This is a genomic window from Janibacter sp. CFPM2_SD2, from assembly GCF_057364645.1.
The window spans coordinates 1-24,879 of sequence record NZ_JBNFOF010000013.1 but is presented as its reverse complement, the minus strand read 5'-3'; the positions used below and the strand labels follow the sequence as shown (position 1 = coordinate 24,879).

22 protein-coding genes and 5 pseudogenes are annotated in these 24,879 nt (G+C 70.8%); 14 read left to right on the top strand and 13 right to left on the bottom strand.

Going from position 1 to position 24,879, the window contains the following annotated elements; genetic code table 11:
• Positions 1-76 precede the first annotated feature (76 nt).
• The 6 genes and pseudogenes from AC2W7J_RS02500 (at position 77) to AC2W7J_RS02475 (ending at position 6,759) form a co-directional block, all read left to right on the top strand.
• Positions 77-1,029, top strand: a pseudogene (locus AC2W7J_RS02500) (PhoH family protein).
• Positions 1,026-1,495, top strand: a pseudogene (gene ybeY / locus AC2W7J_RS02495) (rRNA maturation RNase YbeY). Before AC2W7J_RS02500 ends, ybeY begins: the two co-directional pseudogenes overlap by 4 nt.
• Before the next feature lie 210 nt (positions 1,496-1,705).
• Positions 1,706-2,779, top strand: coding sequence for a hemolysin family protein (locus AC2W7J_RS02490; RefSeq protein WP_485981335.1), 1,074 nt, complete (start codon positions 1,706-1,708; stop codon positions 2,777-2,779).
• A complete protein-coding gene (era, locus tag AC2W7J_RS02485) occupies positions 2,776-3,711 on the top strand; it encodes a GTPase Era (protein ID WP_421008988.1) in 936 nt (311 codons plus the stop codon). The genes AC2W7J_RS02490 and era overlap by 4 nt, the downstream gene beginning before the upstream one ends.
• Positions 3,712-3,919: 208 nt before the next feature.
• Entirely contained in the window at positions 3,920-5,653 is a 1,734-nt protein-coding gene (locus tag AC2W7J_RS02480; RefSeq protein ID WP_485981340.1) for a BCCT family transporter, read from the top strand.
• 68 nt (positions 5,654-5,721) lie between these two features.
• Positions 5,722-6,759 (top strand): aspartate-semialdehyde dehydrogenase, encoded by a 1,038-nt coding sequence (locus AC2W7J_RS02475; RefSeq protein WP_485981333.1) that lies wholly within the window; start codon positions 5,722-5,724, stop codon positions 6,757-6,759.
• Between the two features lie 86 nt (positions 6,760-6,845).
• Here the strand turns inward: AC2W7J_RS02475 and AC2W7J_RS02470 are convergent, their stop codons facing one another.
• The 4 genes from AC2W7J_RS02470 to AC2W7J_RS02455 are packed head-to-tail and all read right to left on the bottom strand — an operon-like array spanning position 6,846 to position 10,259.
• A complete protein-coding gene (locus AC2W7J_RS02470) occupies positions 6,846-7,238 on the bottom strand; it encodes a universal stress protein (RefSeq protein WP_485981332.1) in 393 nt (130 codons plus the stop codon).
• A complete protein-coding gene (locus AC2W7J_RS02465) occupies positions 7,235-8,746 on the bottom strand; it encodes a tripartite tricarboxylate transporter permease (protein WP_255183730.1) in 1,512 nt (503 codons plus the stop codon). Before AC2W7J_RS02465 ends, AC2W7J_RS02470 begins: the two co-directional genes overlap by 4 nt.
• Positions 8,746-9,273 carry a tripartite tricarboxylate transporter TctB family protein gene (locus tag AC2W7J_RS02460; RefSeq protein WP_485981330.1) on the bottom strand — a complete coding sequence of 176 codons (528 nt, stop codon included), beginning with the start codon at positions 9,271-9,273 and terminating at the stop codon, positions 8,746-8,748. Before AC2W7J_RS02460 ends, AC2W7J_RS02465 begins: the two co-directional genes overlap by 1 nt.
• Positions 9,270-10,259 (bottom strand): Bug family tripartite tricarboxylate transporter substrate binding protein, encoded by a 990-nt coding sequence (locus AC2W7J_RS02455; protein ID WP_485981328.1) that lies wholly within the window; start codon positions 10,257-10,259, stop codon positions 9,270-9,272. Before AC2W7J_RS02455 ends, AC2W7J_RS02460 begins: the two co-directional genes overlap by 4 nt.
• A gap of 103 nt (positions 10,260-10,362) precedes the next feature.
• Between AC2W7J_RS02455 and AC2W7J_RS02450 the strand changes: the two genes are divergently transcribed.
• The 3 genes and pseudogenes from AC2W7J_RS02450 to leuA all read left to right on the top strand — a co-directional run bounded on the left by AC2W7J_RS02450 (position 10,363) and on the right by leuA (position 14,559).
• Positions 10,363-11,952 (top strand): sensor histidine kinase, encoded by a 1,590-nt coding sequence (locus AC2W7J_RS02450; protein ID WP_485981326.1) that lies wholly within the window; start codon positions 10,363-10,365, stop codon positions 11,950-11,952.
• Entirely contained in the window at positions 11,952-12,635 is a 684-nt protein-coding gene (locus tag AC2W7J_RS02445; RefSeq protein ID WP_485981324.1) for a response regulator, read from the top strand. Before AC2W7J_RS02450 ends, AC2W7J_RS02445 begins: the two co-directional genes overlap by 1 nt.
• Before the next feature lie 178 nt (positions 12,636-12,813).
• Positions 12,814-14,559, top strand: a pseudogene (gene leuA, locus AC2W7J_RS02440) (2-isopropylmalate synthase).
• A gap of 94 nt (positions 14,560-14,653) precedes the next feature.
• Here leuA and AC2W7J_RS02435 read toward each other — a convergent pair.
• Positions 14,654-15,277: an alpha-ketoglutarate-dependent dioxygenase AlkB gene (locus AC2W7J_RS02435; protein WP_421009000.1), complete on the bottom strand. Its 624-nt coding sequence runs from the start codon at positions 15,275-15,277 to the stop codon at positions 14,654-14,656.
• Between the two features lie 95 nt (positions 15,278-15,372).
• Between AC2W7J_RS02435 and recO the strand changes: the two genes are divergently transcribed.
• The 3 genes from recO to AC2W7J_RS02420 all read left to right on the top strand — a co-directional run bounded on the left by recO (position 15,373) and on the right by AC2W7J_RS02420 (position 17,948).
• Positions 15,373-16,134 (top strand): DNA repair protein RecO, encoded by a 762-nt coding sequence (recO, locus tag AC2W7J_RS02430; RefSeq protein ID WP_255183722.1) that lies wholly within the window; start codon positions 15,373-15,375, stop codon positions 16,132-16,134.
• Positions 16,131-16,919 carry an isoprenyl transferase gene (locus AC2W7J_RS02425; protein WP_255183721.1) on the top strand — a complete coding sequence of 263 codons (789 nt, stop codon included), beginning with the start codon at positions 16,131-16,133 and terminating at the stop codon, positions 16,917-16,919. Before recO ends, AC2W7J_RS02425 begins: the two co-directional genes overlap by 4 nt.
• 63 nt (positions 16,920-16,982) lie before the next feature.
• Positions 16,983-17,948: a class II glutamine amidotransferase gene (locus AC2W7J_RS02420; RefSeq protein ID WP_485981323.1), complete on the top strand. Its 966-nt coding sequence runs from the start codon at positions 16,983-16,985 to the stop codon at positions 17,946-17,948.
• Here the strand turns inward: AC2W7J_RS02420 and AC2W7J_RS02415 are convergent.
• The 6 genes and pseudogenes from AC2W7J_RS02415 to AC2W7J_RS02390 form a co-directional block, all read right to left on the bottom strand.
• Entirely contained in the window at positions 17,945-18,337 is a 393-nt protein-coding gene (locus AC2W7J_RS02415; protein WP_255183719.1) for a Fur family transcriptional regulator, read from the bottom strand. The two genes, AC2W7J_RS02420 and AC2W7J_RS02415, sit on opposite strands and share 4 nt — an antisense overlap.
• Positions 18,338-18,614: 277 nt before the next feature.
• Positions 18,615-19,259: pseudogene (locus tag AC2W7J_RS02410) on the bottom strand (metal ABC transporter permease); the annotation flags it as partial.
• A 74-nt stretch (positions 19,260-19,333) separates the two neighbouring features.
• Entirely contained in the window at positions 19,334-19,753 is a 420-nt protein-coding gene (locus tag AC2W7J_RS02405; RefSeq protein ID WP_485981321.1) for an ATP-binding cassette domain-containing protein, read from the bottom strand.
• A 154-nt stretch (positions 19,754-19,907) separates the two neighbouring features.
• Positions 19,908-20,135: pseudogene (locus AC2W7J_RS02400) on the bottom strand (ATP-binding cassette domain-containing protein); the annotation flags it as partial.
• Positions 20,126-21,061 (bottom strand): metal ABC transporter substrate-binding protein, encoded by a 936-nt coding sequence (locus AC2W7J_RS02395; RefSeq protein WP_485981319.1) that lies wholly within the window; start codon positions 21,059-21,061, stop codon positions 20,126-20,128. The gene AC2W7J_RS02395 and the pseudogene AC2W7J_RS02400, both read right to left, overlap by 10 nt.
• 44 nt (positions 21,062-21,105) lie before the next feature.
• Positions 21,106-21,414, bottom strand: a complete 309-nt coding sequence (locus AC2W7J_RS02390) for a DUF6703 family protein (RefSeq protein ID WP_485981318.1) — start codon at positions 21,412-21,414, stop codon at positions 21,106-21,108.
• Positions 21,415-21,474: 60 nt separating this feature from the next.
• On the opposite strand from AC2W7J_RS02390, the gene AC2W7J_RS02385 reads away from it, so the two are divergent.
• Together AC2W7J_RS02385 and AC2W7J_RS02380 are read left to right on the top strand one after the other, a co-directional pair.
• On the top strand, positions 21,475-22,881 hold the full coding sequence (locus AC2W7J_RS02385) for a glycine--tRNA ligase (protein WP_255183715.1): 1,407 nt from the start codon (positions 21,475-21,477) through the stop codon (positions 22,879-22,881).
• A 4-nt stretch (positions 22,882-22,885) separates the two neighbouring features.
• Positions 22,886-23,632 carry an alpha/beta fold hydrolase gene (locus tag AC2W7J_RS02380; RefSeq protein WP_485981316.1) on the top strand — a complete coding sequence of 249 codons (747 nt, stop codon included), beginning with the start codon at positions 22,886-22,888 and terminating at the stop codon, positions 23,630-23,632.
• Between the two features lie 14 nt (positions 23,633-23,646).
• Here AC2W7J_RS02380 and AC2W7J_RS02375 read toward each other — a convergent pair whose 3' ends face one another.
• Positions 23,647-24,297 (bottom strand): dienelactone hydrolase family protein, encoded by a 651-nt coding sequence (locus AC2W7J_RS02375; protein ID WP_485981338.1) that lies wholly within the window; start codon positions 24,295-24,297, stop codon positions 23,647-23,649.
• Between the two features lie 92 nt (positions 24,298-24,389).
• Positions 24,390-24,879, bottom strand: a 490-nt coding sequence (locus AC2W7J_RS02370; protein ID WP_485981314.1) for a sulfurtransferase, incomplete at its 5' end; no start/stop codon positions are given.

The following is a 24,879-nucleotide window of genomic DNA, read 5'->3' as shown; positions in this document are numbered from 1 at the left end:
ACCTGCGCGCCCTCGACGCGATCACCGACGACCCCCGCGCGGTGCCCCCGGCACCGCCCCACGGGTCCAGCAGACCATCGTCCTGCCCGACAACGTCCAGATGGTCAGCCTCCTCGGCCCGACCGACGAGCTCCTGCGGACGATGGAGCGAGCCTTCCCTCGCACTGAGATCCTCGTGCGCGGCAACGAGTTCCGCCTCCAGGGCCCGAGCGGTGACCTCGAGGTCATCGACCGCCTGCTCGACGAGCTCATCGAGATCCTCGAGGCCGGGCAGCCGCTCAACAAGGACGCCGTCAGCGCTCGATCACCATGCTGCGCGGCCAGACCCGCGAGCGGCCGGCCGACGTGCTGACGACCAACATCGTCTCCAACCGCGGCCGCACGATCCGACCCAAGACGCTGGGGCAGAAGCACTACGTCGACGCGATCGGCGACAACACCGTCGTCTTCGGCATCGGCCCCGCCGGCACCGGCAAGACCTATCTCGCCATGGCCAAGGCCGTGGCGGCCCTGCAGGCCAAGCAGGTCAACCGGATCATCCTCACCCGGCCGGCGGTCGAGGCGGGGGAGAAGCTCGGCTTCCTGCCCGGCACGCTCAACGACAAGATCGACCCCTACCTGCGCCCGCTCTACGACGCGCTGCACGACATGATCGACCCCGAGACGATCCCGCGGCTCATGGCGGCGGGGACCATCGAGGTGGCGCCGCTGGCCTTCATGCGCGGTCGCACGCTCAACGACTCCTTCATCATCCTCGACGAGGCGCAGAACACCTCGCCCGAGCAGATGAAGATGTTCCTCACCCGCCTCGGCTTCGGCTCCAAGATGGTCGTCACGGGGGACACCAGCCAGGTCGACCTGCCCGGCGGCACCCAGTCCGGGCTCAAGGTGGTCCAGCGCATCCTCACCGACATCGAGGGCGTGCACTTCGCGCACCTCGACGCCGCCGACGTCGTGCGACACCGCCTCGTCGGCGAGATCGTCGGTGCCTACGACCGCTACGACGCCACGAAGGGGGAGCGCGCATGAGCATCGACGTGCTCAACGAGACCGACCACGTCGTCGACGAGACCGAGTTCGTCGACATCAGCCGCTACGTGCTCGAGCAGATGCGGTGCACCCGCAGGCCGAGCTGTGCATCCGCTTCGTCGACGAGGCGACGATGACCGTCCTGCACGAGCAGTGGATGGACCTCGCCGGCCCCACCGACGTCATGAGCTTCCCCATGGACGAGCTCCGGCCCGGGCGCGAGGGCGAGGCGCCGGTCGAGGGCGTCCTCGGTGACATCGTGCTGTGCCCCTCCGTCGCCGAGAAGCAGGCGCTGACGGCCGGTCACGCGGCGATCGAGGAGATGCTCCTGCTCACGACCCACGGCATCCTCCACCTGCTCGGCTACGACCACGCCGAGCCGGAGGAGGAGCGCGAGATGTTCGAGTTGCAGCGTCAGCTCCTGCTCACCTTCCTCGCCGGTCGGGGCCGGGAGGCCGAGGCGTGACGAGCCTGCTCGTCGGCGCGGTCGCCGCGATCGTCGCCGCCTTCGTCCTCACCCTCGCCGACGCCGCGATCATCTCCGCGTCGGCGGTCGCGGCCGACGAGGCGAGAGCGAAGGGCGGCGCGCGCGCGGCCCTGCGCCAGGTCCTCGCCGACAGCGCGGGCACATCTCGGTGCTCGCCTTCCTCGCGCGACCGCCGAGGCGAGTGCCGCCGTGCTCATCACGCTCGTCGTCGTCGAGGAGGTCGAGCGCACCTGGGTGGCGCTGCTCGTGTCGGCGGCGATCATGGTCGTCGTGACCTTCGTGCTCGTCGGCGTCTCGCCGCGCACCCTGGGCCAGCAGCACAGCACCGCGGTGGCCCTGGCGGCCGCCCCCTTCGTCGTCGGGCTGCGGCGGGTCCTCGGGCCGGTTGCCCGCCTGCTCGTCACCATCGGCAATGCCGTCACGCCGGGCCGTGGCTACCGTGACGGGCCCTTCCGCTCCGAGGCGGAGCTGCGTGACCTGCTCGATCTCGCGGGGGAGTCGGAGCTCATCGAGGACGAGGAGCGCGACATGCTCCACTCGGTCTTCGAGCTCGGTGACACCCTTGCCGGCGAGGTGATGGTGCCGCGGACCGACATGATCACCATCGAGTCGGACAAGCCGGCGCGCAAGGCGCTCAACCTCTTCATCCGCTCGGGGTTCTCCCGGGTCCCGGTCGTCGGGGAGTCGAGCGACGACATCGTCGGCCTGCTCTACCTCAAGGACGTCGTGCGCCGGCTGCTCGCCGACGAGGAGGTGCGCGACCGGGCCGTCGAGGACTTCATGCGGCCGGCCCCCTTCGTCCCCGACAGCAAGCCCGTCGACCAGCTGCTGCGCGAGATGCAGCGCGACCAGATCCACGCCGCGATCGTCGTCGACGAGTACGGCGGCACCGCCGGCCTGGTGACGATCGAGGACATCCTCGAGGAGATCGTCGGCGAGATCACCGACGAGTACGACCGCGAGGGGCCCGGGGTCGAGGAGCTCGACGACGGCCGCACGCGGGTGCCGGCCGGCATGCACGTCGACGACCTCGCCGAGCTCTTCGAGGTGACGATCGACGAGGAGGAGGTCGACACCGTCGGCGGCCTCATCGGCAAGATCACCGGACGGGTGCCGATCGTCGGCGCCCGCTGCGAGGTGGGCGGTCTCTCCCTCACGGCTGAGAAGATGTCGGGACGACAGCACCGCATCGCGACGGTCATCGTCGAGCGGGTCGACCCCGCCGACGACCAGGCACGCGAGCACGACCAGATCGGGGCATGAGCATGGACGAGCAGACCCAGGGCCAGTGGCGCGCGGGCTTCGCCTGCCTCGTCGGGCGGCCCAATGCCGGCAAGTCGACGCTGACCAACGCGCTCGTCGGCGACAAGGTGGCCATCACCTCCAGCAAGCCGCAGACGACCCGGCACACGATCCGTGGCATCGTCACGCGCGACCACGAGCAGCTCGTCCTCGTCGACACACCCGGGCTGCACAAGCCGCGCACGCTGCTCGGCGAGCGGCTCAACGACCTCGTCCGCGAGACCCTGCTCGAGGTCGACGTCATCGGCTTCTGCCTGCCGGCCGACCAGCGGATCGGGCCCGGAGACACCTTCATCGCCAAGGACCTCGCCGAGCTGCAGCGGGCCAAGCGGGTGCCCGTCGTCGCCATCGCGACCAAGAGCGACTCCGTCGACCGCGAGCGGCTCGCCGAGCACCTCATCGCCATCGACCAGCTCGGCGACTGGACCGCGATCGTCCCGTGCTCGGCCGTGCGCGGCGACCAGGTCGACGACGTGCTGCGGGTGCTCGCCGAGCACCTGCCGCCCTCGCCGGCCCCGCTCTACCCCGAGGACCAGCTGACCGACGAGGACGAGGAGAAGATGATCGCCGAGCTCGTCCGCGAGGCGGCCCTCGAGGGCGTGCGCGACGAGCTCCCGCACAGCCTGGCCGTCGTCGTCGAGGAGATCGTGCCCCGCGAGGGTCGGCCCGAGGACGACCCGATGCTCGACGTGCGGGTCAACGTCTTCGTCGAGCGCGACAGCCAGAAGGCGATCATCATCGGTCGGGGAGGCTCGCGGCTGCGCGAGGTCGGCACGACGGCCCGCCAGGGGATCGAGCGGCTGCTGGGGGAGAAGGTCTTCCTCGACCTGCACGTCAAGGTGGCCAAGGACTGGCAGCGCGACCCGAAGCAGCTGCAGCGACTGGGCTTCTGAGGTCACGAAAAGGTCACGACGGTTTGGGTTCTCTGACCTCCTCGGGCCAAGGTGGAGGGTCGCCCGGGTGATTCTCGAGCGGCATACGCCATCTCAATCGCCTACGGGAGGAGTGGCCCGCGTGTGCGCTGGGCCCACCTGACACGTGACTGAACCTACGCAGACCTCGACCTCCGGACGCAACGCGCCGCCGCGCGACACCCGCCGGGTGGACCACCCGGCCCTCGAGCCCCGGATCATCCGCAAGCAGGACAAGCTGGGGATCGATTGGATCGTCTTCGGCATCACCGCCGTGCTGTCCGTCGCCTTCGTCCTGTGGGGTGTCATCAGCACCTCGTCGCTCTCCAGCGCCTCGGAGACCGGACTCGACTGGGTCGTGACCAACACCGGCTGGCTCTTCGCGCTGGCCTCGACCGGCTTCGTCTTCTTCGTCATCTGGCTCGCCGCGAGCAAGTACGGCAACATCCCGCTCGGCGCCGACGGCGAGGAGCCGGAGTTCCGGACCGTCTCGTGGATCGCGATGATGTTCTCCGCCGGCATGGGCATCGGCCTGATGTTCTGGGGCGCCGCCGAGCCGCTCGCGCACTACCTCACGCCGCCGCCCGGCACCGGTGAGGCGGGCAACGACAGCTCGACGCGCACCGCGATGGCGACGACCCTCTTCCACTGGACGCTCCACCCCTGGGCGATCTACACCGTCGCGGGTCTGGCCATCGGCTACGGCGTCTTCCGCAAGGGCCGCGGCCTGACGATCAGCGCGGTCTTCGAGCCGCTCATCGGCAAGCGCCAGGTCAACGGCCCGGTGGGCAAGGTCATCGACATCTTCGCCATCTTCGCCACGCTCTTCGGCTCCGCGACCTCGCTCGGCCTCGGTGCCCTGCAGATCGCCTCCGGCGCCAAGATCGTCGGCTGGGCCGACGACGTGACCAACACGGTCCTCGTGCTCATCATCGTCGTGCTGACGATCTGCTTCATCTTCTCGGCCGTCTCCGGCGTCGAGAAGGGCATCCAGTGGCTGTCCAACACCAACATGGTGCTGGCCTTCGTCCTGGCGCTCTTCGTCTTCATCGTCGGCCCGACGATCTTCATCCTCAACCTCGTCCCGACCTCGCTCGGCACCTACATGCAGCACCTCATGGAGTACTCCGCGCGCACCAACGCGCAGGGCGAGCACGGCGTCAAGGGGTGGCTGTCCGGATGGACGATCTTCTACTGGGCCTGGTGGGTCAGCTGGACCCCCTTCGTCGGCATGTTCATCGCCCGCATCTCCCGCGGCCGCACCATCCGTGAGTTCGTCACCGGCGTCCTGCTCGTCCCGAGCACGGTGAGCCTCATCTGGTTCGCGATCTTCGGTGGCGCCGCCATCAAGGCGCAGGAGATGGGCGCGACGCTCGACAAGTTCGGCGACGGCGAGGAGAGCACGCTCTTCGCGCTCCTCGACTCGATGCCCTGGGCGGGGGTCACCTCGATCCTCGTCATGGTCCTCGTGGCGATCTTCTTCGTCTCGGGTGCCGACGCCGCCTCGATCGTCATGGGCTCGCTCAGCGAGCGCGGCACCCTCGAGCCCAACAAGTTCACCGTCGTCTTCTGGGGTGTGGCCACCGGTGCCGCGGCCGCGATCATGCTGACGATCGGCGGCGAGGACTCGCTGACCGGTCTGCAGCAGGTCACGATCATCGCGGCCCTGCCCTTCGTGCTCATCATGATCGGCATGGCCGTCGCGCTCGTGAAGGACCTGCAGGCCGACCCGATGGCCGTCCGGCGTGCCTACGCCGTCGAGGCGCTCAAGCAGGCCGTCGTCGCGGGTGTCACCGAGCACGGTGACGACTTCGTCCTGTCCGTCGACCACGCCGAGCCGGGCGAGGGCATCGACCGCGACAAGGTCGCGGCCGTCGTGCCCGAGTCGAGCAGCTCGTCGACCCCCGAGCAGCCGAAGGACTGACTGCTCGAACCGTCCGGGGCCTGAACACCGATGTGGGTGTTCAGGCCCCGACGCCTATCCTTGGGCGCATGCACATCGGAGTCTTTGGAGCCACCGGCCAGGTCGGACAGGTCATGCGCACGCTGCTCGAGGAGCGGGACTTCCCCGTCACCTCGATCCGCTACTTCGCGTCGGCACGGTCCGCCGGGTCGACCCTGCCGTGGAAGGGCGAGGAGGTGACGGTCGAGGACACCGCGACGGCCGACTTTTCCGGCCTCGACATCGCCCTGTTTTCCAACGGCGGGTCCACGAGCAAGGAGTGGGCGCCCAAGGTCGCCGCCGCCGGCGCCACCGTCGTCGACAACTCCAGCGCCTGGCGCAAGGACCCCGAGGTCCCGCTCGTCGTCTCGGAGGTCAACGCCGCCGACCTCGACGACGCGCCCAAGGGCATCGTCGCCAACCCCAACTGCACGACCATGGCCGCGATGCCGGTGCTCAAGCCGCTCCACGACGAGGCGGGCCTGGTCGCCCTTCGCGTCGCCACCTACCAGGCCGTCTCCGGCTCGGGCGGTGCCGGGCTCACCGAGCTCGACAGCCAGCTGCGCGGCGGCTACGCCTCCGGCGACCCCAAGGACCTCGCCCGCGACGGTGGCGCCCTGACGCTGCCGGCCCCGCAGGTCTACGAGGTGCCTGTCGGCTTCAACGTCGTCGCGATCGCCGGGTCCGTCCAGGACGACGGCACCCTCGAGACCGACGAGGAGCAGAAGCTGCGCAACGAGTCGCGCAAGATCCTGCACATCCCCGAGCTGCGCGTCTCCGGCACCTGCGTGCGGGTGCCCGTCTTCAGCGGTCACTCGCTGGCGATCCACGCCGAGTTCGAGCGCCCGATCACGCCCGAGCGCGCGACCGAGATCCTCGAGGCCGCCGACGGCGTCGTCGTCACAGCCGTGCCCAACCCGCTCGAGGCCACCGGCAAGGACGAGGTCTTCGTCGGCCGCATCCGCGTCGACCAGTCGGTCGCCGACGGCAAGGGCCTGACGCTCTTCGTCGTTGGGGACAACCTGCGCAAGGGCGCCGCCCTCAACGCAGTCCAGATCGCCGAGGCGCTGGTGGCACGCCAGGGCTGACGCCGCACCTGAAAAAAGCTGCCCCTTCGCACGAGTTCCGAACTCGTGCGAAGGGGCAGCTCTTGTTGTCGAGCCGCGGTGCGGCCTCAGCGCGGAGGCTTGACCGCCAGCACGGGGCACGAGGCGTCGAGCAGGATCCGCTGGGCCGTCGACCCGAGCAGGAGCTTGCCGACCGGCGTGCGGTGGCGCAACCCGATGACGATGAGCGAGGCGCCCACCCGCTCGGCCTCGTCGAGGACGAGGTCGGCGATCTCGGGGCCCATCGGCTGGGTGATCTCGACCTCGACGCCCGACTCGTCGAGTCGCGCCTGCAGGTCCGAGATCTGCGCGGCGCTGCCGTAGCGGGTGTCGACGAAGGCGTCTCCCTTCGTCGCGTTGACGAGGAGCACGTCCTCTCCGCGCAGCCGGGCCTCGGCCAGGCCGCGCTCGAGAGCCTGGGCGCTGGCCGGCTCCGGGGTGTATCCGATGACGATGGTCATGCCGAGACCTCCGAGGTCGTGGTGTCCTTGCGGCCACGGACGAAGCCCGCGACCACCATGCCGATGAAGCCGATGACGATGATGCCGTAGACGACGACCGCGGCGGGCTCGCTGAAGAGGCCGCTCCAGTCGCCGCTGGAGAGCAGCAGCGTCTTGCGCAGGTTCTCCTCCAGGCGGGGGCCGAGGATGACGCCGATGATCAGCGGCAGCACCGGGATCGCGAAGCGCCGCATGCCCAGGCCGACGAGGCCGAAGAAGAGCAGCAGGGCCAGGTCGAACCACTGCAGGTTGACCGCGAGCGCGCCGAGCGAGGCGAAGAAGAGGATGCCGGCGTAGAGGTACGGACGCGGGGTGCGCAGCAGCTTGGCCCACAGGGGCGCGAGCGGCAGGTTGAGCACGAGCAGCAGGAAGTTGCCGATGAAGAGGCTCGCGATGAGCGTCCACACCAGGGTGCTCTCGGACTCGAAGAGTGCGGGTCCGGGCTGGATGCCGTAGCCCATCATCGCGGCGAGCATGATCGCGGCTGTCGCATTGGTCGGCAGACCGAGGGCCAGCATCGGCACGAGCGTGCCGGCGGCGGAGGCGTTGTTGGCGGCCTCCGGACCGGCGACGCCTTCGATGGCGCCCTTGCCGAACTCCTCGGGGTGCTTCGAGAGCTTGCGCTCGGTGATGTAGGAGAGGAAGGTCGGCAGCTCCGCGCCGCCGGCCGGCACCGCACCGAAGGGGAAGCCGAAGGCGGTACCGCGCAGCCACGGCTTCCACGAGCGCTTGAAGTCGTCCTTGCCCATCCACGGCCGGCCCACGGGGATGATCTCCTGGGGCCGGCGGCGCAGGAAGGCCGCGACCCACAGGGCCTCGCCGATGGCGAAGATCGCGACGGCCACGACGACGATGTCGATGCCGTCGCCGAGCAGCGGGATCCCGAAGGTCGCGCGGCTCTGCCCGGTGAGCGAGTCGATGCCGACGATGCCGACGGCCAGGCCGAGGAAGAGCCCGATGAACCCGCGCAGCTTCGAGCTGCCGAGGACGGCGGTGACGGCCACGAGGGCCAGGACCATGATCGCGAGGTACGACGGGTCGCCGAGCTTGACGGCCTGCACCGCGATCCACGGCGCGAAGAAGGTCAGCAGCGCCGTGCCGATCGCGCCGGCGATGAAGGAGCCGATGGCCGCCGTGGCCAGGGCTTGGGCCGCCCTGCCGGCCTTCGCCATCTTGTTGCCCTCGATGGCGGTGATGACCGACGAGGACTCTCCGGGGGTGTTGAGCAGGATCGAGGTGGTCGACCCGCCGTACATGCCGCCGTAGTAGATCCCGGCGAACATGATGAAGGCGCTCGACGGCTCGACGTTGTAGGTGATCGGGAGCAGCAGTGCCACGGTCATGGCCGGGCCGATGCCGGGCAGGACGCCGACCGCGGTGCCGAGGAGGACGCCGACGCAGGCAAAGAGCAGGTTGGTCGGCGTGAGCGCCGAGCCGAAGCCGTCGATGAGGTGGGTGAGGTTGTCCATCAGAGGATCCCGTCCAGGATGCCCGCGGGCAGCGGGACGCCGAGGGCGACGTAGAAGGCGTAGAAGGTGCCCACCGACAGGAGGGCGCCGATGACGAGGTCGCGCACCCAGGTGCGGCTGCCGAGGGTCAGGGAGCAGCCGGCGAAGAAGAGCGCGCCGGAGATCGCCCAGCCGAGCAGGTCGACGGTGGCGATGAGGAAGACGAAGACGGCGACGAGCTTGAGGACCGTGAGCCAGTCGGGGCGCTGGTCGAGGTCGACGTCCTCACCCCCTTCCTCGTCGGGCAGGGAGCCGCGCAGGATCGCCACGCTCAGCAGGGCCGCGGTGAGGTAGAGCATCGCCGCGACGAACCACGGGAAGAACTTCGGCCCGACCGGGTCGGTCTCGGCGAAGTCGTTGCGCAGCCCGGCCGCGTCGACGACGAGGAAGGTCGCGACGATCGCGAGGAAGGCGACGACGACGAACTGGGTCAGGTCGCGCTCGCGCTCGGGCGCGGGGGTGGTGGGGGTCTGGATCGTGTCGCTCACAGCAGGCCCAGCTCCTTCAGGGTCGTCTCGACGCGCTTGTCCTGGGAGGCGAGGAAGTCGCCGAACTCGTCGCCGGTCATCCACGCGTCGTCCCAGTTGTTCTTGGTGAGCACGTCCTTCCACTCCGGGGTGTCGTGCATCTGCTGGAGCAGGTCGATGAGCTGATCGCGCCGCTCCGCGGAGATCTCCGGCGGGGCGAGGATCCCGCGCCAGTTGATGAAGGTCAGGTCGATGTCCGACTCCTTGAGCGTCGGCGCGTCGATGCCGGACATGCGCTTCTCGCCGGAGACGGCGAGCACCTTGACCTGGCCCTTCTTGATCTGCTCGGCGTACTCGCCGAGGCCGCTCATGCCGGCCTTGATCTTCGAGCCGAGGAGGGCGGGGAGCAGGTCACCGCCACCGTCGTAGGTCACGTAGTTGACCTCGCGCGGGTCGATGCCGACCGCCTTGGCGAACTCCATGGGGAAGAGGTGGTCGGGGCCGCCGGGGGACGAGCCGCCGCCGATGCTCACCGCCTTGGGGTCCTTCTTCCAGGCGGCGACGAGGTCGTCGATGGTCTTGTGCGGGGAGTCGGCGGGCACGATGACGCCCTCTGACTCCTGGACGAGCCGGGCGAGCGGGGTCATCCCGGACACGCGTGCCTGGGACCTGTTGGTCAGGGTCGCGCCGACGACGCCGAGCCCCATCGACATCATGAGGTCCTCGTTGCCGCGCTCGTTGGCCAGCCGCGCCATGGCGACGGTGCCGCCCGCGCCGATGACGTTGAAGACCTCGAAGCGCTTGGTGATCTCGGTGTCCTCCATGACGCCGACCGCTCGGCGGCCGGTGAGGTCGTAGCCGCCGCCGGGGGAGTTGGGGATCATCATGCGCAGCCGTGTCGAGCCGGCGTCGTCGCCTCGCGTCACGCCGCACGCGGCGAGCGAAGGGAGCGCCAGCGCGCCGAGCGAGGCGAGCAGCACGGTGCGGCGTCGGGGTCCGGGGGTCATGTCCGGCACGCCTTCCTGTGGATGGTGAAAGATGGGCACGCTCGATGGTGGCCCTCATGTGTGCGCCCCGTCACCATTGCGAACACAAAGGAGGTTGTGGTCTTTGCGGTCACGGTCCCGGTGGAGCCTCGCGGCCCAGCTGCTCGTGTGGCAGGTGGTCGCGCTGCTCCTCGTGCTCGTCGTGGTCGCCGCGATCACCGTCCAGCAGTCGACGTCCGACTTCCGCTCCTCCCGCCAGACCCGCATGCTCGCGGTCGCCGAGTCCCTCGCGGCGACGCCGGTCGTGCGCTCCGAGCTGGTCGAAGGGGGTAACCGTCGCGCCCTCGAGGCCCAGCTGGGGCGGGCGGCGAGCCTGTCCGGTGCCCGCCACGTGCAGCTCGTCGGCCGCGACGGCACGGTCTTCGCCTCGACGGACGCCACCGATCTCGGGACGCGGGCGACCCTCGGCGTGCCGGTCACCGACGGTCGTTCGTGGTCGGGCGACATCGTGCTCGACGGGGACAAGGGCGTCGGTGGCCAGGCGCCGGTTATCGGCGACGACGAGCAGGTGCAGGGGGTCGCGCTGGTCGTCGAGGACTACCCGCCGTGGTCGGAGCGCTTGCTCGACGCGGCCCCCGACCTCGTGCTCTTCCTCGGTGCGGCCGCCGCGCTCGGACTGGCGGGCGCCTTCGGGCTCTCCCGCTTCATCCGGCGGCAGACGCGTGGGCTCGAGCCGGCCGAGATCGCCCGGCTCGCCGACCACCAGGAGGCCCTGCTCACCGGCATCCACGAGGGCGTCGTCGGGGTGAGTTCCACGGGCCAGCTCACGCTCGTCAACACCTCCGCCCGGCAGCTGCTCGGGGTGGGGGAGTCCGCCATCGGGCGACGGGTGCTCGATCTCGACCTGGGCGGCGGGCTCGGCGCCTTCCTCGCCGGCGAGGGTGACAGCGACCCGACCCTGCTCGTCGTCGACGACCGCACCCTCGTGCTCACCCGACGGCGCACCTTCTTCGACGACAAGCCGGTCGGCACGGTGACGACGATGGTCGACCGCAGCGACCTGCTCGCGCTGCAGAGCCAGGTCTCGGCCCAGGCGAGCATCACCGATGCGCTGCGGGCGCAGACCCACGAGTTCGACAACCGGCTCCACACCATCTCGGGGCTCGTGCAGCTGGGGGAGTACGACGAGGTGGTCGCGCTCATCGCCGACGTCAACCGACGGCGCACCGAGATCAGCGAGACGGTGACCCGCTACGTCGAGGACCCGCGGGTCGCCGCGCTGCTCATCGCCAAGGTCACCGCCGCCTCCGAGATCGGCATCGACCTGTCGATCGAGCCCGAGTCGCACCTGCCGCGCCTGGCGCCCGACACGGCCGCCGACGTCATCACCGTGCTCGGCAACCTCATCGACAACGCGCTCGACGCGACCCGGGCCAACGGCGGCCACGAGACCTCGGTGCGCCTGACGACGGACGAGACCGGCCCGCTCGTGCGCGTCGCCGACACCGGCGCGGGCATCGCGCCGGAGGACGTCGACCGGGTCTTCGAGCGCGGGTGGTCGACGAAGCCGAGCGGGGCAGCCGGTCGGGGCATCGGCCTGGCGCTCGTGCAGGCCGTATGCTCCCGGGGCGGTGGCCGGGTGTCGGTCGCCCAGGGTGACTTCGGGGCCGTCTTCACCGCGTCCCTGGGCACCGCGCGCAGCGAGGAGCAGTGATGGAGCAGCTCGACGTGGTCGTCGTCGACGACGACTTCCTCGTGGTCAAGGTGCACACCCGCTTCGTCGAGATGGTGCCCGGCTTCCGCGTCGTCGCGACCGCCGCGACGGGCCAGCAGGCGCTCGACGCCGTCGACGAGCACGACCCGCACCTCGTCCTGCTCGACGTCCACCTGCCCGACATGACCGGCATCGAGGTGCTGCGTCGACTGCGTGCGGAGGGGTATGACGTCGGGGTGCTCATGGTGACCGCCGCCCGCGAGGTCGAGCAGGTGCGGGCGGCGCGCACGGGCGGCGCCTTCGGCTACCTCGTCAAGCCCTTCGGCCAGCCCGACCTCGCGGCTCGGCTCGCGGACTTCCGCGCCGAGCTCGAGCGGCTCGCGCAGGTCGACGAGGAGGCCGGGCAGGAGGACATCGACTCGATCTTCGCCGGCGGTCCGGCCTCGGCCCCGCGGCCGACGACCCTGCCCAAGGGCCTGAGCGCCGAGACGGGAGAGCTCGTCCTCGCGGCCGTCCGCGAGACGCCCGGCCTGTCCGCCGCCGAGTGCGGCGAGGCGGTCGGCCTCTCCCGGGTGACCGCCCGGCGCTACCTCGAGCACTTCGTCGGCACGGGCGAGATCGAGGGCCGGCAGCAGTACGGCCGGGTCGGTCGGCCGGAGAAGCGCTACCGCCACGTGAGGTGACGGGACCCCCCTTCGTCCGCATCGTGACCCGGGTCATGGTCACCCGAGGCGAGGAGTATCGTGCTGGGCATGCGGACGGACCTGCTCCTTCTCTGCCGCGGCGAGGCCTGACAGACGGCCACCTCGTCGCGGAGTTCGTGGTGCCGGCCCAGCCCCCACCCAGTGACGAAGGACAGCAATGATCCACCCCCAGCAGGCCACCGCGATGCCGGTGAGCAAGTACATCCCCTTCCAGGAGCAGATCGCCGTCGAGCTGCCCGACCGCACCTGGCCCGACCGGGTCATGACGCAGGCCCCGCGCCTGGTGCGCGGTCGACCTGCGCGACGGCAACCAGGCCCTCATCGACCCGATGGACGCCGAGCGCAAGCTGCAGATGTTCCAGCTGCTCGTCAAAATGGGCTACAAGGAGATCGAGGTCGGCTTCCCGAGCGCGAGCGAGACCGACTACAACTTCTGCCGCGAGCTCATCGACGGTGGCCACATCCCCGACGACGTGACGATCCAGGTGCTCACGCAGTGCCGTGACCACCTCATCGAGAAGACCTTCGACGCCATCGCCGGCAGCAAGACCGCGATCGTCCACTTCTACAACTCGACGTCCGTCCTGCAGCGCCGGGTGGTCTTCAACTCCGACCAGGACGGCATCGTCGACATCGCCCTGCAGGCGCGCGCCTGTGCAAGAAGCTCGAGGAGACCATCCCCGACACCGACGTCTACTACCAGTACTCGCCGGAGTCCTACACGGGCACCGAGCTCGACTTCGCGGCGCGGATCTGCAACGAGGTCATCGACGTCATCGACCCGACGCCCGACCACAAGATGATCATCAACCTGCCGGCGACGGTCGAGATGGCCAGCCCCAACGTCTACGCCGACTCGATCGAGTGGATGAGCCGCCACATCGAGCGCCGCGAGTCGGTCATGCTCTCGCTGCACCCGCACAACGACCGTGGCGAAGGGGTGGCTGCCGCCGAGCTCGGCTACCTCGCCGGGGCCGACCGGATCGAGGGCTGCCTGTTCGGCAACGGCGAGCGCACCGGCAACGTCGACCTGGTGACGCTGGGGATGAACCTCTTCAGCCAAGGCATCGACCCGCAGATCGACTTCTCCCAGATGGACGAGATCCGTCGCACGGTCGAGCACTGCACCCAGCTGCCCGTGCACCCGCGCCACCCGTGGGGCGGCGACCTCGTCTACACGGCCTTCTCCGGCTCGCACCAGGACGCGATCAAGAAGGGCTTCGAGGACATGGAGGTGCGGGCCAAGGAGGCCGGCACCGACGTCAACGGCATCGACTGGGGCGTGCCCTACCTGCCGATCGACCCCCACGACATCGGTCGCTCCTACGAGGCCGTCGTGCGCGTCAACTCCCAGTCCGGCAAGGGTGGCGTCGCCTACCTGCTGAAGTCGGAGCACGGCCTGGACCTGCCGCGTCGCCTGCAGATGGAGTTCTCCGCGGTCGTCCAGCGCAAGACCGACAGCGACGGCGGCGAGATGAGCGGTCTCGCGCTGTGGCAGGTCTTCAACGACGAGTACCTGCACAGCGAGGACAAGGACGGCTGGGGTCGCTTCCAGCCGGTGCGCTCCACGCTCACCGGTGAGGACTCCGGTCTGGACCGCATCGAGGGGCACATCCTCGACGCCGGCCAGGAGGTCGAGATCTCCGGCAGCGGCAACGGCCCGATCGCGGCCTTCCTCGACGCCCTCGCCCCGCTGGGTGTCGACGTCCGCGTCCTCGACTACGCCGAGCACGCCCTGTCCGCCGGTGGCGACGCCCGCGCCGCCGCCTACGTCGAGTGCGCCGTCGGCGACCGCGTCCTGTGGGGCGTCGGCCTGCACGACTCGATCGTCAAGGCCTCGCTGCGGGCGATCCTCTCCGCCGTCAACCGCGCCGAGCGCGATGCGGCGGTCGGAGGGGCCTGAGTCCCACCCGCCTCGAGACTCTCGGGTGACCCGAGAAACTGCCCCTTCGCAAGAGCTTCACACCCTTGCGAAGGGGCAGCTTCTCTTGACTGCCTCAGCGCACCCCCGCGACGCGGAACTGGATGGACACCCGAGGCCCGACCCGGGCGCTCGTCTTGGGCACGGCGTGGTCCCAGGTCCGCTGGCAGGCGCCGCCCATGACGACGAGGTCTCCGTGGCCGAGCGAGACCCGTTGCGAGACACCGCCATCGCGAGGGCGAAGGGAGAGGTGCCTCGCCGAGCCGAGGGAGACGATGGCGATCATCGTGTCCTGCTCGCGGCTGCGGCCGATCCGGTCGCCGTGCCACGCGACGGAGTCCTCGCCGTCGCGGTAGAGACACAGGCCGGCGGTGACGAAGGGCTCGCCGAGCTCGATCGCGTAGTGGGCCGACAACTGCTCGCGCATGTCGGTGAGCAGCGGGTGGGGGAGGGCCTCCCCTTCGCCGTAGAAGCACTGCAGGCGAGGCACGTCGACGACGGAGTCGTACATCTGCCGGCGCTCGGCCCGCCACGGCACCTCGTGCAGCAGCGTCGTCAGGACCTCGTCGCTGCCGCAGGCCCATCCGGGTAGCAGGTCGAGCCAGGCGGTGCCGTCGAGGAAGCGGCGGTGCCGCCGGTCGAGGTCACCGAGCGTCGGGGAGTCGGCCGTGTCGAAGAGCGAGGACTGGAGCGCCTGCATGGACCGAGCGTAGCAGCGGGTCGAACGTGTGTTCGAGAGGTTGGACTCGGCGTGGGGGTGCGTGTCGTGTCGGTGCGAAGGGAGACAATGGCCCGGTGCCCCTCTACCGCGACTCCGGGGTCGTCCTGCGCACCCACAAGCTGGGTGAGGCCGACCGGATCATCACCGTGCTCACGCGCGGCCGGGGCAAGGTCCGCGCAGTGGCGAAGGGGGTCCGCCGCACGAAGTCGAAGTTCGGCGCCCGCCTCGAGCCGGGCATGCACGTCGACCTCCAGTGCTACGAGGGGCGCAACCTCGACACCGTGACCCAGGCCGAGTCGCTCGACCCGTGGGGTGACCAGATCGCCCGCGACTACTCGCGCTGGACCGCTGCCTCGGCGATGCTCGAGACCGCCGACCGGCTCACCGAGGAGGGCGAGATGGCGGTGCAGCAGTTCCTCCTGCTCGCCGGCGCGCTGCGCTCGCTCGCCCACGCCGAGCACGCCCCCGAGCTCAGCCTCGACGCCTACCTCCTGCGGGCGCTGGCCGTCGCGGGATGGGCGCCGAGCTTCCACGACTGCGCCCAGTGCGGCGAGCCGGGCCCGCACCGCGCCTTCCACGTCGCCCACGGCGGCGTGCTCTGCCGCAGCTGCCGCGTGCCCGGCGCCTCCGCGCCCGCACCCGAGACCCTCGAGCTGCTCGCCGCCCTGCTCACCGGCGACTGGGCAGCCGCTGACACCTCCCTCGACCGCCACCGGCGCGAGGGTTCCGGCCTGACCGCGGCCTTCCTCCAGTGGCACCTCGAGCGCGGGGTGCTCTCCCTTCGTCACGTCGACCGCACCCGCCCCGACCCCACCCCATCGCAGAGGACCGGATGAGCCGCTACGAGACCCCCTTCGCCCACCCGAGCGGAGCGACGCCCCCGCCCGTGCCCGCCGACCTCGTGCCCGGGCACGTCGCGATCGTCATGGACGGCAACGGCCGCTGGGCCAACCAGCGCGGCCTGCCGCGCACCAAGGGCCACGAGGCCGGCGAGGGGGCGCTGCTCGACGTCGTCGCCGGCGCGCTCGACATCGGGGTCAAGCACCTGTCGACCTATGCCTTCTCCACGGAGAACTGGCGCCGCTCGCCCGAGGAGGTGCGCTTCCTCATGGGCTTCAACCGTGACGTCATCCGCCGCCGCCGCGACCAGCTGCACGCCTGGGGCGTGCGGATGCGGTGGGTCGGTCGGCGTCCGCGGCTGTGGAGCTCGGTCATCAAGGAGCTCGAGATCGCCCAGGAGATGACCCGCGACAACGACGCGCTGACGCTCTACTTCTGCGTCAACTACGGAGGTCGCGCCGAGATCGCCGACGGCGTGCGGCGCATCGCCGAGGACGTCAAGGCGGGCCGGCTCAAGGGCTCGGGCATCGACGAGCGCACCATCGCGCGCTATCTCACCGAGCCGACCATGCCCGACGTCGACCTCTTCCTGCGCAGCTCGGGGGAGCAGCGCACGAGCAACTTCCTGCTCTGGCAGTCGGCCTATGCCGAGATGGTCTTCCAGGACACGCTGTGGCCCGACTACGACCGCCGCCACCTGTGGGAGGCCATCGAGACCTACGCCCAGCGCGAGCGGCGGTACGGCGGCGCGGTGGACGCGCCCACCACGGGGAGCGCCTGAGCGTCACCTACGCTGGCGAGACCGTGCGCCGACGCACGGTGAGCCGTCACGGAGAGGTCGCACATGTGTCGAGTCCTTGCCTACATCGGGCCGGAGACCCCGCTGGAGAGCCTGCTGCTCACGCCGGACAACAGCCTGGTCAACCAGGCGCTCGACCCGGAGCGGCACCCCGAGCTGCAGCTCGCGGGCTGGGGGTTCGGCGCGTGGGGCGACCACCTGCTCAAGCCGCACGAGCCCCTCATCTACCGCCGGCCGATGGCGGCCTTCTACGACGACAACGCCGCGAGCCTGATCCCCAGCCTCCAGGCCAACACCCTGCTGGCGCACGTGCGGGCGGCGGCCTACGACTCCCAGGTCGTCCTCGCTGACGAGAACTGCCACCCCTTCTTCTTCGAGGGGGCGCCGTGGCTCGTCGCGCAGAACGGCTACCTGCCGGGCTGGCAGGTCCTGCAGCGCGAGCTGCTGCAGCACTGCGCGGACGAGTACCTCCAGCAGATGCGCGGCACGACCGACACCGAGTTCCTCGCCGTGCTCCTGCTGTCTCTGCTCGAGGGCAACGGCGACGAGGACGTCCAGCGCGCGGTCGAGCAGCTGCTGCGGCTCGTGGCCGATGCCATGAGGACCCTGCAGCTCCCCGGGCTGACCAAGCTCAAGATGGCCCTGGTCTCGCCGGGGCGCATCATCGGGATCAACTGGGGGCTCGGGCACCGCGGCGAGGTGGACCCGCCGGGGGACTGGCGCGAGCTGCGCGAGGCTCCCGCCGGCAGCGACGACTTCGACCTCGGGATGCTCCTCGAGCCGATGTACCTGCTGCTGGGACGCAACTTCGAGCAGGCCGAGGGGACCTACGGCTTCGAGGAGTGCACCGAGGACGACGCCACCGCGGCGGTCTTCGCCTCCGAGCCCCTCACCGAGGACGGCGAGGGCTGGCTGTCGCTCGACTACGGCTCGATCACCTTCCTCGAGAGGCAGGACGACGGCCGGATCACCAGGTCGGTCCGCGAGCTCGCCCTGCCGGAGGCGCCCTAGCCGCAGTCCGCGCAGCGCCCGAAGAGCTCGAGCGTGTGCGACACGTCGGTGAAGCCGTGCTCGGCGCTCACCTTGTCGGCCCACCGCTCGACCGCCGGGCCCTCGACCTCGACCGTGCGGCCGCAGTCGCGGCAGACGAGGTGGTGGTGGTGGCCGGTGCTGCACCGGCGGTAGACGATCTCCCCGTCGTCGGTGCGAAGGGAGTCCAGCGCGTCCTCGTCGACCATCGCCTGGAGCGTCCGGTAGACCGTCGCCAGACCGATCTTGTCGCCGCCGGCGACGAGGCTCGCGTGCACCTCCTGGGCCGAGCGGAACTCGTCGGACCGGTCGATGTCGGCCTCGATGGCGGTGCGCTGCCGGGTGGGGCGGCGGGTGCGGGTGTCGGTCATCGGGGGCTCCCTCGAGGGTGGTCTCGGTGTGGTGGTCGGGATCGTGCTCGTCCCAGTGGTCACCGTGGCGGGCGTGCCGGTGTCCGTCGTGCAGGTAGTCGACGTGGTCGCCGTGCAGGACGACCTCGTGGCCGCAGTCCTCCCAGTGCACGTGCTCGTGCGCCTCGGCGGTGTGGTGGCGTCGGTGCCCGATCGCCCTCACGAGCGTCACGCCCGCGGCGGCGACGACGAAGACGGCGATGGCCAGCAGCACGATCGTCGCGCCCGACGGGGTGTCGGCGTAGAAGCTCGTGACGACGCCGCCGACGCTGGTCAGCGTGCCGACGAGCACCGCCCAGACCAGGCCACCGCGGAAGGAGCGGCCGAGGTACTGCCCGGTCGCATTGGGCAGGATCATCAGGGCGCTGATGAGCAGCAGGCCGATGACCCGCATCGAGATGACGACGGTGACGCCGGTGAGCACGGCGAGCAGGATGTTGGTCGCGAGCACGGGCAGGCCCGAGGCCCGGGCGTACTCGCCGTCCTGGGCGACGGCGAAGAGCCGCTCGCGCAGCACGAGCACGGTGAGCACGACGACCGCCGCGAGCACGGCGAACTGGACGAGGTCGCTCGGCGAGACCGTCGTCAGGGCGCCGAAGAGGAAGCCCTGCAGGTTGGTCGCCGACCCGGACGGCGCCTTGGCGATGATGACCACGCCCGCGGCCAGGCCGCCGTAGAACATCACCGCGAGGGCCAGGTCGCCCCCGGTGCGCCCGAGGTGCCGCAGCAGCTCGATGGCCACCGCGGCGAGCACGACGACGACGAGTGCGGTGAGCACGGGGGAGGTGCTCGTCAGCACGCCGATGCCGACGCCGGCGAGGGCGACGTGGCCCATGCCGTCGCCGATGAGCGACATGCCGCGCTGCACGAGGAAGACGCCGACGAGCGGCGCCGACGCCCCGACGAGCAGGGCGGCGATGAGGGAGTTGCGCATGAACTCCAGGGCGAGCAGGTCCATCAGCGGGTCCCTCCCGGCGTGATCATCGTCGTCGGCACGGCGGCGGGAGGTGGCGTCCCCTCGTCGGAGTGGTGGGTGTGGGCCTCCTCGCCGGCGGCGAGCTCGCCCGGCGCGCAGTCCTGCTGGATGCCGCCGCCGCGCACGACGACGGTGCGGGTGACGATCTCGGCGAGGGCGTCGAGCTCGTGGGTGACGATGACCAGGGTCGCGCCGCGCTCGACGAGCCGGCGCATGACGGCGACGAGCACGGCCTGGTGGCCGCGGTCGACGCCGGCGGTCGGCTCGTCCATGAGGAAGACGTCGGGCCGGCTGGCCAGGGCGCGGGCGATGAGCACGCGGCGCTGCTGGCCGCCGGAGAGGGTGGCGACGTCGTGGCCGGCCAGGTCGGCGAGGCCGACGACGGACAGGGACTCGCGCACGAGGTCGCGACTCGCCGCGTCGTGGATGCGCCACCGGCGCCCACCAGGGGGTGCGCACGGTGCGGCCCATGGTGACGATCTCGGCGGCGGTCGCACGGACGGCGGAGGCGAGCGTGTGCCGCTGCGGCACGTAGCCGATGCCGGCGCGGGCTCCCGGGGTCGCGACGTCGTGGCCGAGGACCCTGGCCCGGCCGGCGTGCAGCTCGGAGAGGCCGAGCAGTCCCTTGACGAGGGTCGACTTGCCCGAGCCGTTGGGGCCGAGCACGGCGACGACCTCACCGCGCTGCACGGTGAGGTCGAGGTCGCGCACGATGGTGCGGTCCTCGTAGCCGAAGGCGGTGCCCTCGAGCTCGATGACGGGTGCGGGGTCGGTCACGAGCATCCTTGGCCCTTCTCCACGGTCGCGAGGTTGCTGCGCATGACCGAGACGTAGTCGTCGCCGTCGGAGGCGTCGGTCAGGCCCTCGATCGGGTCGAGGACGGCGACCTCGGCCCCGGTGTCGCGAGCGATCGTCTCCGCGGTGTCGCGGGGGACGAGCGTCTCGGCGTACACGGTGGTGATCTTCTCATCCTTGATGTGCTCGATGAGGTCGGCGAGCGCCGTGGGGCTCGGCTCGGCGCCGGGCGTCAGGCCGCTCACCGACTCCTGGTGGAACCCGTAGCGGTCGGCGAAGTAGGCGAAGGCGGAGTGGCCGGTGACCAGGTCGTGGTTGGTGCACTCGGCGAGCCCGGCCTTGAGGTCCTTGTCCAGTGCCTTGAGTTCGCCGGCGAACTCCTTGGCATTGGCCCGGTAGTCGGCGGCGTGGTCGGGGTCGGCCTCGGCGAAGCGCTCGCCCATCGCCTCGACGACATCGGCGTAGCGGGTCGGGTCGAGCCAGAAGTGCGGGTCGGTGCTGCCGTGGTCGTGGCCCTCGTGTCCCCCTTCGCACTCGTGCTCGTCGTGCGCCGCCTCGATGTCCAGCCGGGCGAAGGGGGCGACGTCCATCGCGCTGTCGCCGGCCTCCTGCGCCGCGTCGTCGACCGATGGCTGGAAGTCCTTGAGGTAGATCAGCGCGTCCGCGCGGGAGGCCTCGAGCACCTGCTTGGGCGTGAGCTCGAGGTCGTGGGGCTCGGCCCCCGGCTTGGTGAGGTTGGTGACGCTCGCGTGGTCGCCGCCGACCCGCTCGGCCGCCTCCTGGAGGGGGTAGAAGGAGGTGGCGACGGTGAGGGAGGCATCGTCCCCGGCGTCACCGTCGGTGCCCGTCCCGCAGCCGGTGAGGGCGAGGACGAGGGCGGAGACGGCGAGGGGGAGGCGGTGGCGAAGCGGCATGAGAACGATTCTCAGCGAAACTGAGAACCGTTGTCAACTGAGGGTCAGCGGGGGACGACCTTGACGATCGTCAGGGCGACGACGAGCAGGATGACGGCGACCCGCATGAGCCGCTCGGTGCCGGTCAGTCGGGGCCAGCTCAGGGCGAGCATCCACAGCAGGAAGAGGGCGACGATGCCCAGCGGGATCGCGCCCCATGGGCCGATGAAGGCGCCGACGAGCACGAGCGCGAGGACGACGAGGACCGGCACGGCCGGAGGCAGCCCGGCGATGACGCGGGTGACCGGGAGGCTGGCGCGCTCGAAGGCGGTGGTCGCGACGGGCTCGGGACGGCGGGATGAGCTGCTGGACACCCCCACAGGGTAAGCGGGCCGATGCGGTCGCTCGGCACCGCGCCGGATAACCTCTCCCACATGGCCAAGCAGACCTCCACCGTGGACACCGTCGTCAACCTCTGCAAGCGCAGGGGCTTCGTCTTCCCGTGCGGTGAGATCTACGGCGGTACCCGCTCCGCGTGGGACTACGGACCGCTCGGTGTCGAGCTCAAGGAGAACATCAAGCGTCAGTGGTGGCGCTCGATGGTCACCGGCCGCGACGACGTCGTCGGCCTCGACTCCTCGATCATCCTGCCGCGCGAGACCTGGGTTGCCTCGGGTCACGTCGGCACCTTCACCGACCCGCTCACCGAGTGCCTCAGCTGCCACAAGCGCCACCGCCAGGACCACCTGCAGGAGGCCGTGGCCGACAAGGCGGCGAAGAAGGGTCAGGAGATCGACCCCGACAGCATCCCGATGAGCGAGATCGTCTGCCCCGACTGCGGCACGCGCGGCCAGTGGACCGAGGCCCGCGAGTTCAACATGATGCTCAAGACCTACCTCGGCGTCATCGAGGACGAGTCCGGGCTGCACTACCTGCGCCCCGAGACCGCCCAGGGCATCTTCATCAACTTCAACAACGTCCTGCAGACCTCGCGCAAGAAGCCGCCCTTCGGCATCGCGCAGACCGGCAAGTCCTTCCGCAACGAGATCACGCCGGGCAACTTCATCTTCCGCACCCGCGAGTTCGAGCAGATGGAGATGGAGTTCTTCGTCAAGCCGGGCGAGGACGAGGACTGGCACCAGTACTGGATCGACGAGCGCACCCGCTGGTACACCGATCTGGGCATCAACCCCGACAACCTGCGCCACTTCGAGCACCCGCAGGACAAGCTGAGCCACTACTCCAAGCGCACCGTCGACATCGAGTACCGGTTCAACTTCGCCGGCAGCGAGTGGGGCGAGCTCGAGGGCATCGCCAACCGCACCGACTACGACCTGACGAGCCACAGCAAGCACTCGGGCACCGACCTCGTCTTCTACGACCAGGCCAACAACGAGCGCTACACGCCCTACGTCATCGAGCCGGCGGCCGGTCTGTCCCGCTCGATCATGACCTTCCTCGTCGACGCCTACGCCGAGGACGAGGCCCCCAATGCCAAGGGCGGCGTCGACAAGCGCACCGTGCTGCGCCTCGACCACCGGCTCGCCCCGGTCAAGGCCGCGGTCCTGCCGCTGTCGCGCAACGCCGACCTCTCGCCCAAGGCGCGCGACCTCGCCGCGCAGCTGCGCAAGAGTTGGAACGTCGACTTCGACGACTCGCAGGCAATCGGCAAGCGCTACCGCCGCCAGGACGAGATCGGCACGCCCTACTGCATCACCGTCGACTTCGACACCCTCGAGGACAACGCGGTCACCATCCGTGAGCGCGACACGATGGCGCAGGAGCGGGTCTCCATCGACCAGGTCGAGGCCTGGCTCGCGCCCAGGCTCCTCGGCTCCTGATCGCATGAGCCGAGCCGGGGCGCCGATCCGACTCCTGCTGGTCCACGGCAGTCGGCTCAACGCCGCGGCGTGGATCCCGCTCGAGGAGGCGCTCCTCGGGCGGATCGTGTGCCACCACGTCGACCTGCCCGGCCACGGGCTGGACGCGGAGCTGCCCTTCACCATGGAGGGGGCGCTCGAGGCGGTCAGCCGGGGCGTGGCCGAGCTCGACCCCGGCCGGCACCGGGTGGTGCTCGCGGGCCACAGCCTCGGCGGGTACGTCGCGATGGAGTGGGCCGCGCAGCACCACATGGTCCTGGCCGGTCTGGTGCTCATGGGCTCGACCGCCGAGCCGAGCTCCCGGCTCGCGGGCGTCTACCGGTCGATGGCCTCCGCGCTGCGGACCGGTTTGGGTGACGAGCGGCGCGCCCCGCGCATCCGCGAGGCGGATGCCGCGTCGCTGCGTCGGATCATCGGTGAGCGGACCGCTACAGCCGTCCTCGAGCGCGGGCCGGGCCTCGCGGCGATCCCCGACGCGTGGGACGCGGTCATCGACGAGGTCGAGCTGGGGTCGCTCACCGATGTCGACGTGCCGATCCTCGCGGTCAACGGCGAGTTCGACCAGTTCCGCGTCGGCGAAGGGAGGGCCCGTCGCCTGCGTCAGGACCTCGAGATCGTCCACGTGCCGGGGGCCACGCACTTCGCGCCGATGACCCACCCGCTTCCTGTGGCCCGGGCGATCGCCGAGTTCGTCTCCGGCCTGCCGGCCTGAGCGGGCGCGGCGGCTCAGGCCGGCGGGAGCTGCTCGGCGAGCCACTCGCCGGTGTGCGCCCAGGCCTCGGCGGAGGCCTGCGGGTGGTGGAAGACCGGGGTGGGATTGTCGAAGGCGTGCCCGGCACCCTCGTGCCGCACGAAGGTCGTCGCATCGCCCCGCGTGGCGGCCTCGACGGCGGCGACCCCCTCGACGGGGATGAACTGGTCGGCGGTTCCCCAGTGGTGCAGCTGCGGGACCCGCACCAGATCGGCGAGCTCGAGCAGGGTCGGGATCTGGGAGCCGTAGTAGGCGACGAGCGCCGCGGGCGGCTCACCGGCCTGCGTGAGCGCAGCCGTCGTCGCCCAGGCGAGTCCGCCGCCGAAGCAGAAGCCGAGCAGCCCCACCGAGCCGGTGACCTCGGGGCGCTCGCGCAGCACCCGGGTCGCGGCGACGGTGTCGGCGACGGTCTGCCCCCAGTCGAGTCTCCCGGCGGCGCCCATGGCCTCCTCGAGGTGGTCGGCGTCCTCGCCGATCACCGGGCTGCCCAGGCGCCAGTAGGACTCGGGCACGAGCACGACGTAGCCGAGGTCGGCGAGGTCCCGGGCCCGGGAGCGGATGTAGTCGGCGACGCCGAAGATCTCCTGGCAGACGACCAGACCCGGTCCGCTGCCGCTCGGCGGCAGGAAGACCTGGACGGGCAGCTCGCCCCGTCGACGGGACGACGGTGCGCTGGTCAGGAGTCACGGAGCCCATCCGGCCACTCTAGGACCGCGGCTCAGGCGCCGGTGGCGACCGGGCGGCCCGGGTCGGTGATCCACTCGCTCCAGCTGCCGACGTAGACGTCGGCGTCGACACCGATCTCGTGCAGGGCCAGGGCGGTGTGCGCGGCGGTGACACCGGATCCGCAGTAGGTGCCGACGACGGTCACCTCGTCGATGCCCTCGCGGGCGAAGCGCTCGCGCAACTCGCGCTGCGGCCGCAGCCGCCCGTCGTCGGTGACGAGGTCGGACATGGGCACGTTGACCGCGCCGGGTATGTGGCCGGCCACGGGGTCGATCGGCTCCGTCTCGCCGCGGAAGCGCTCGCCCGCTCGTGCGTCGACGAGGACGCCGAGCTTGGCGGTTCGCCACGGCGTCGTCGGCGTCGAGGACGACGAGCGCGTCGGGCTCGAGGTGGACCTCGCCCGGCTCGGCGGCCACCGGCTCCGTCGAGACCTCGCCGCCGGCGCGCGCCACGCAGCGAGCCCGCCGCGAGGACGCGCCACG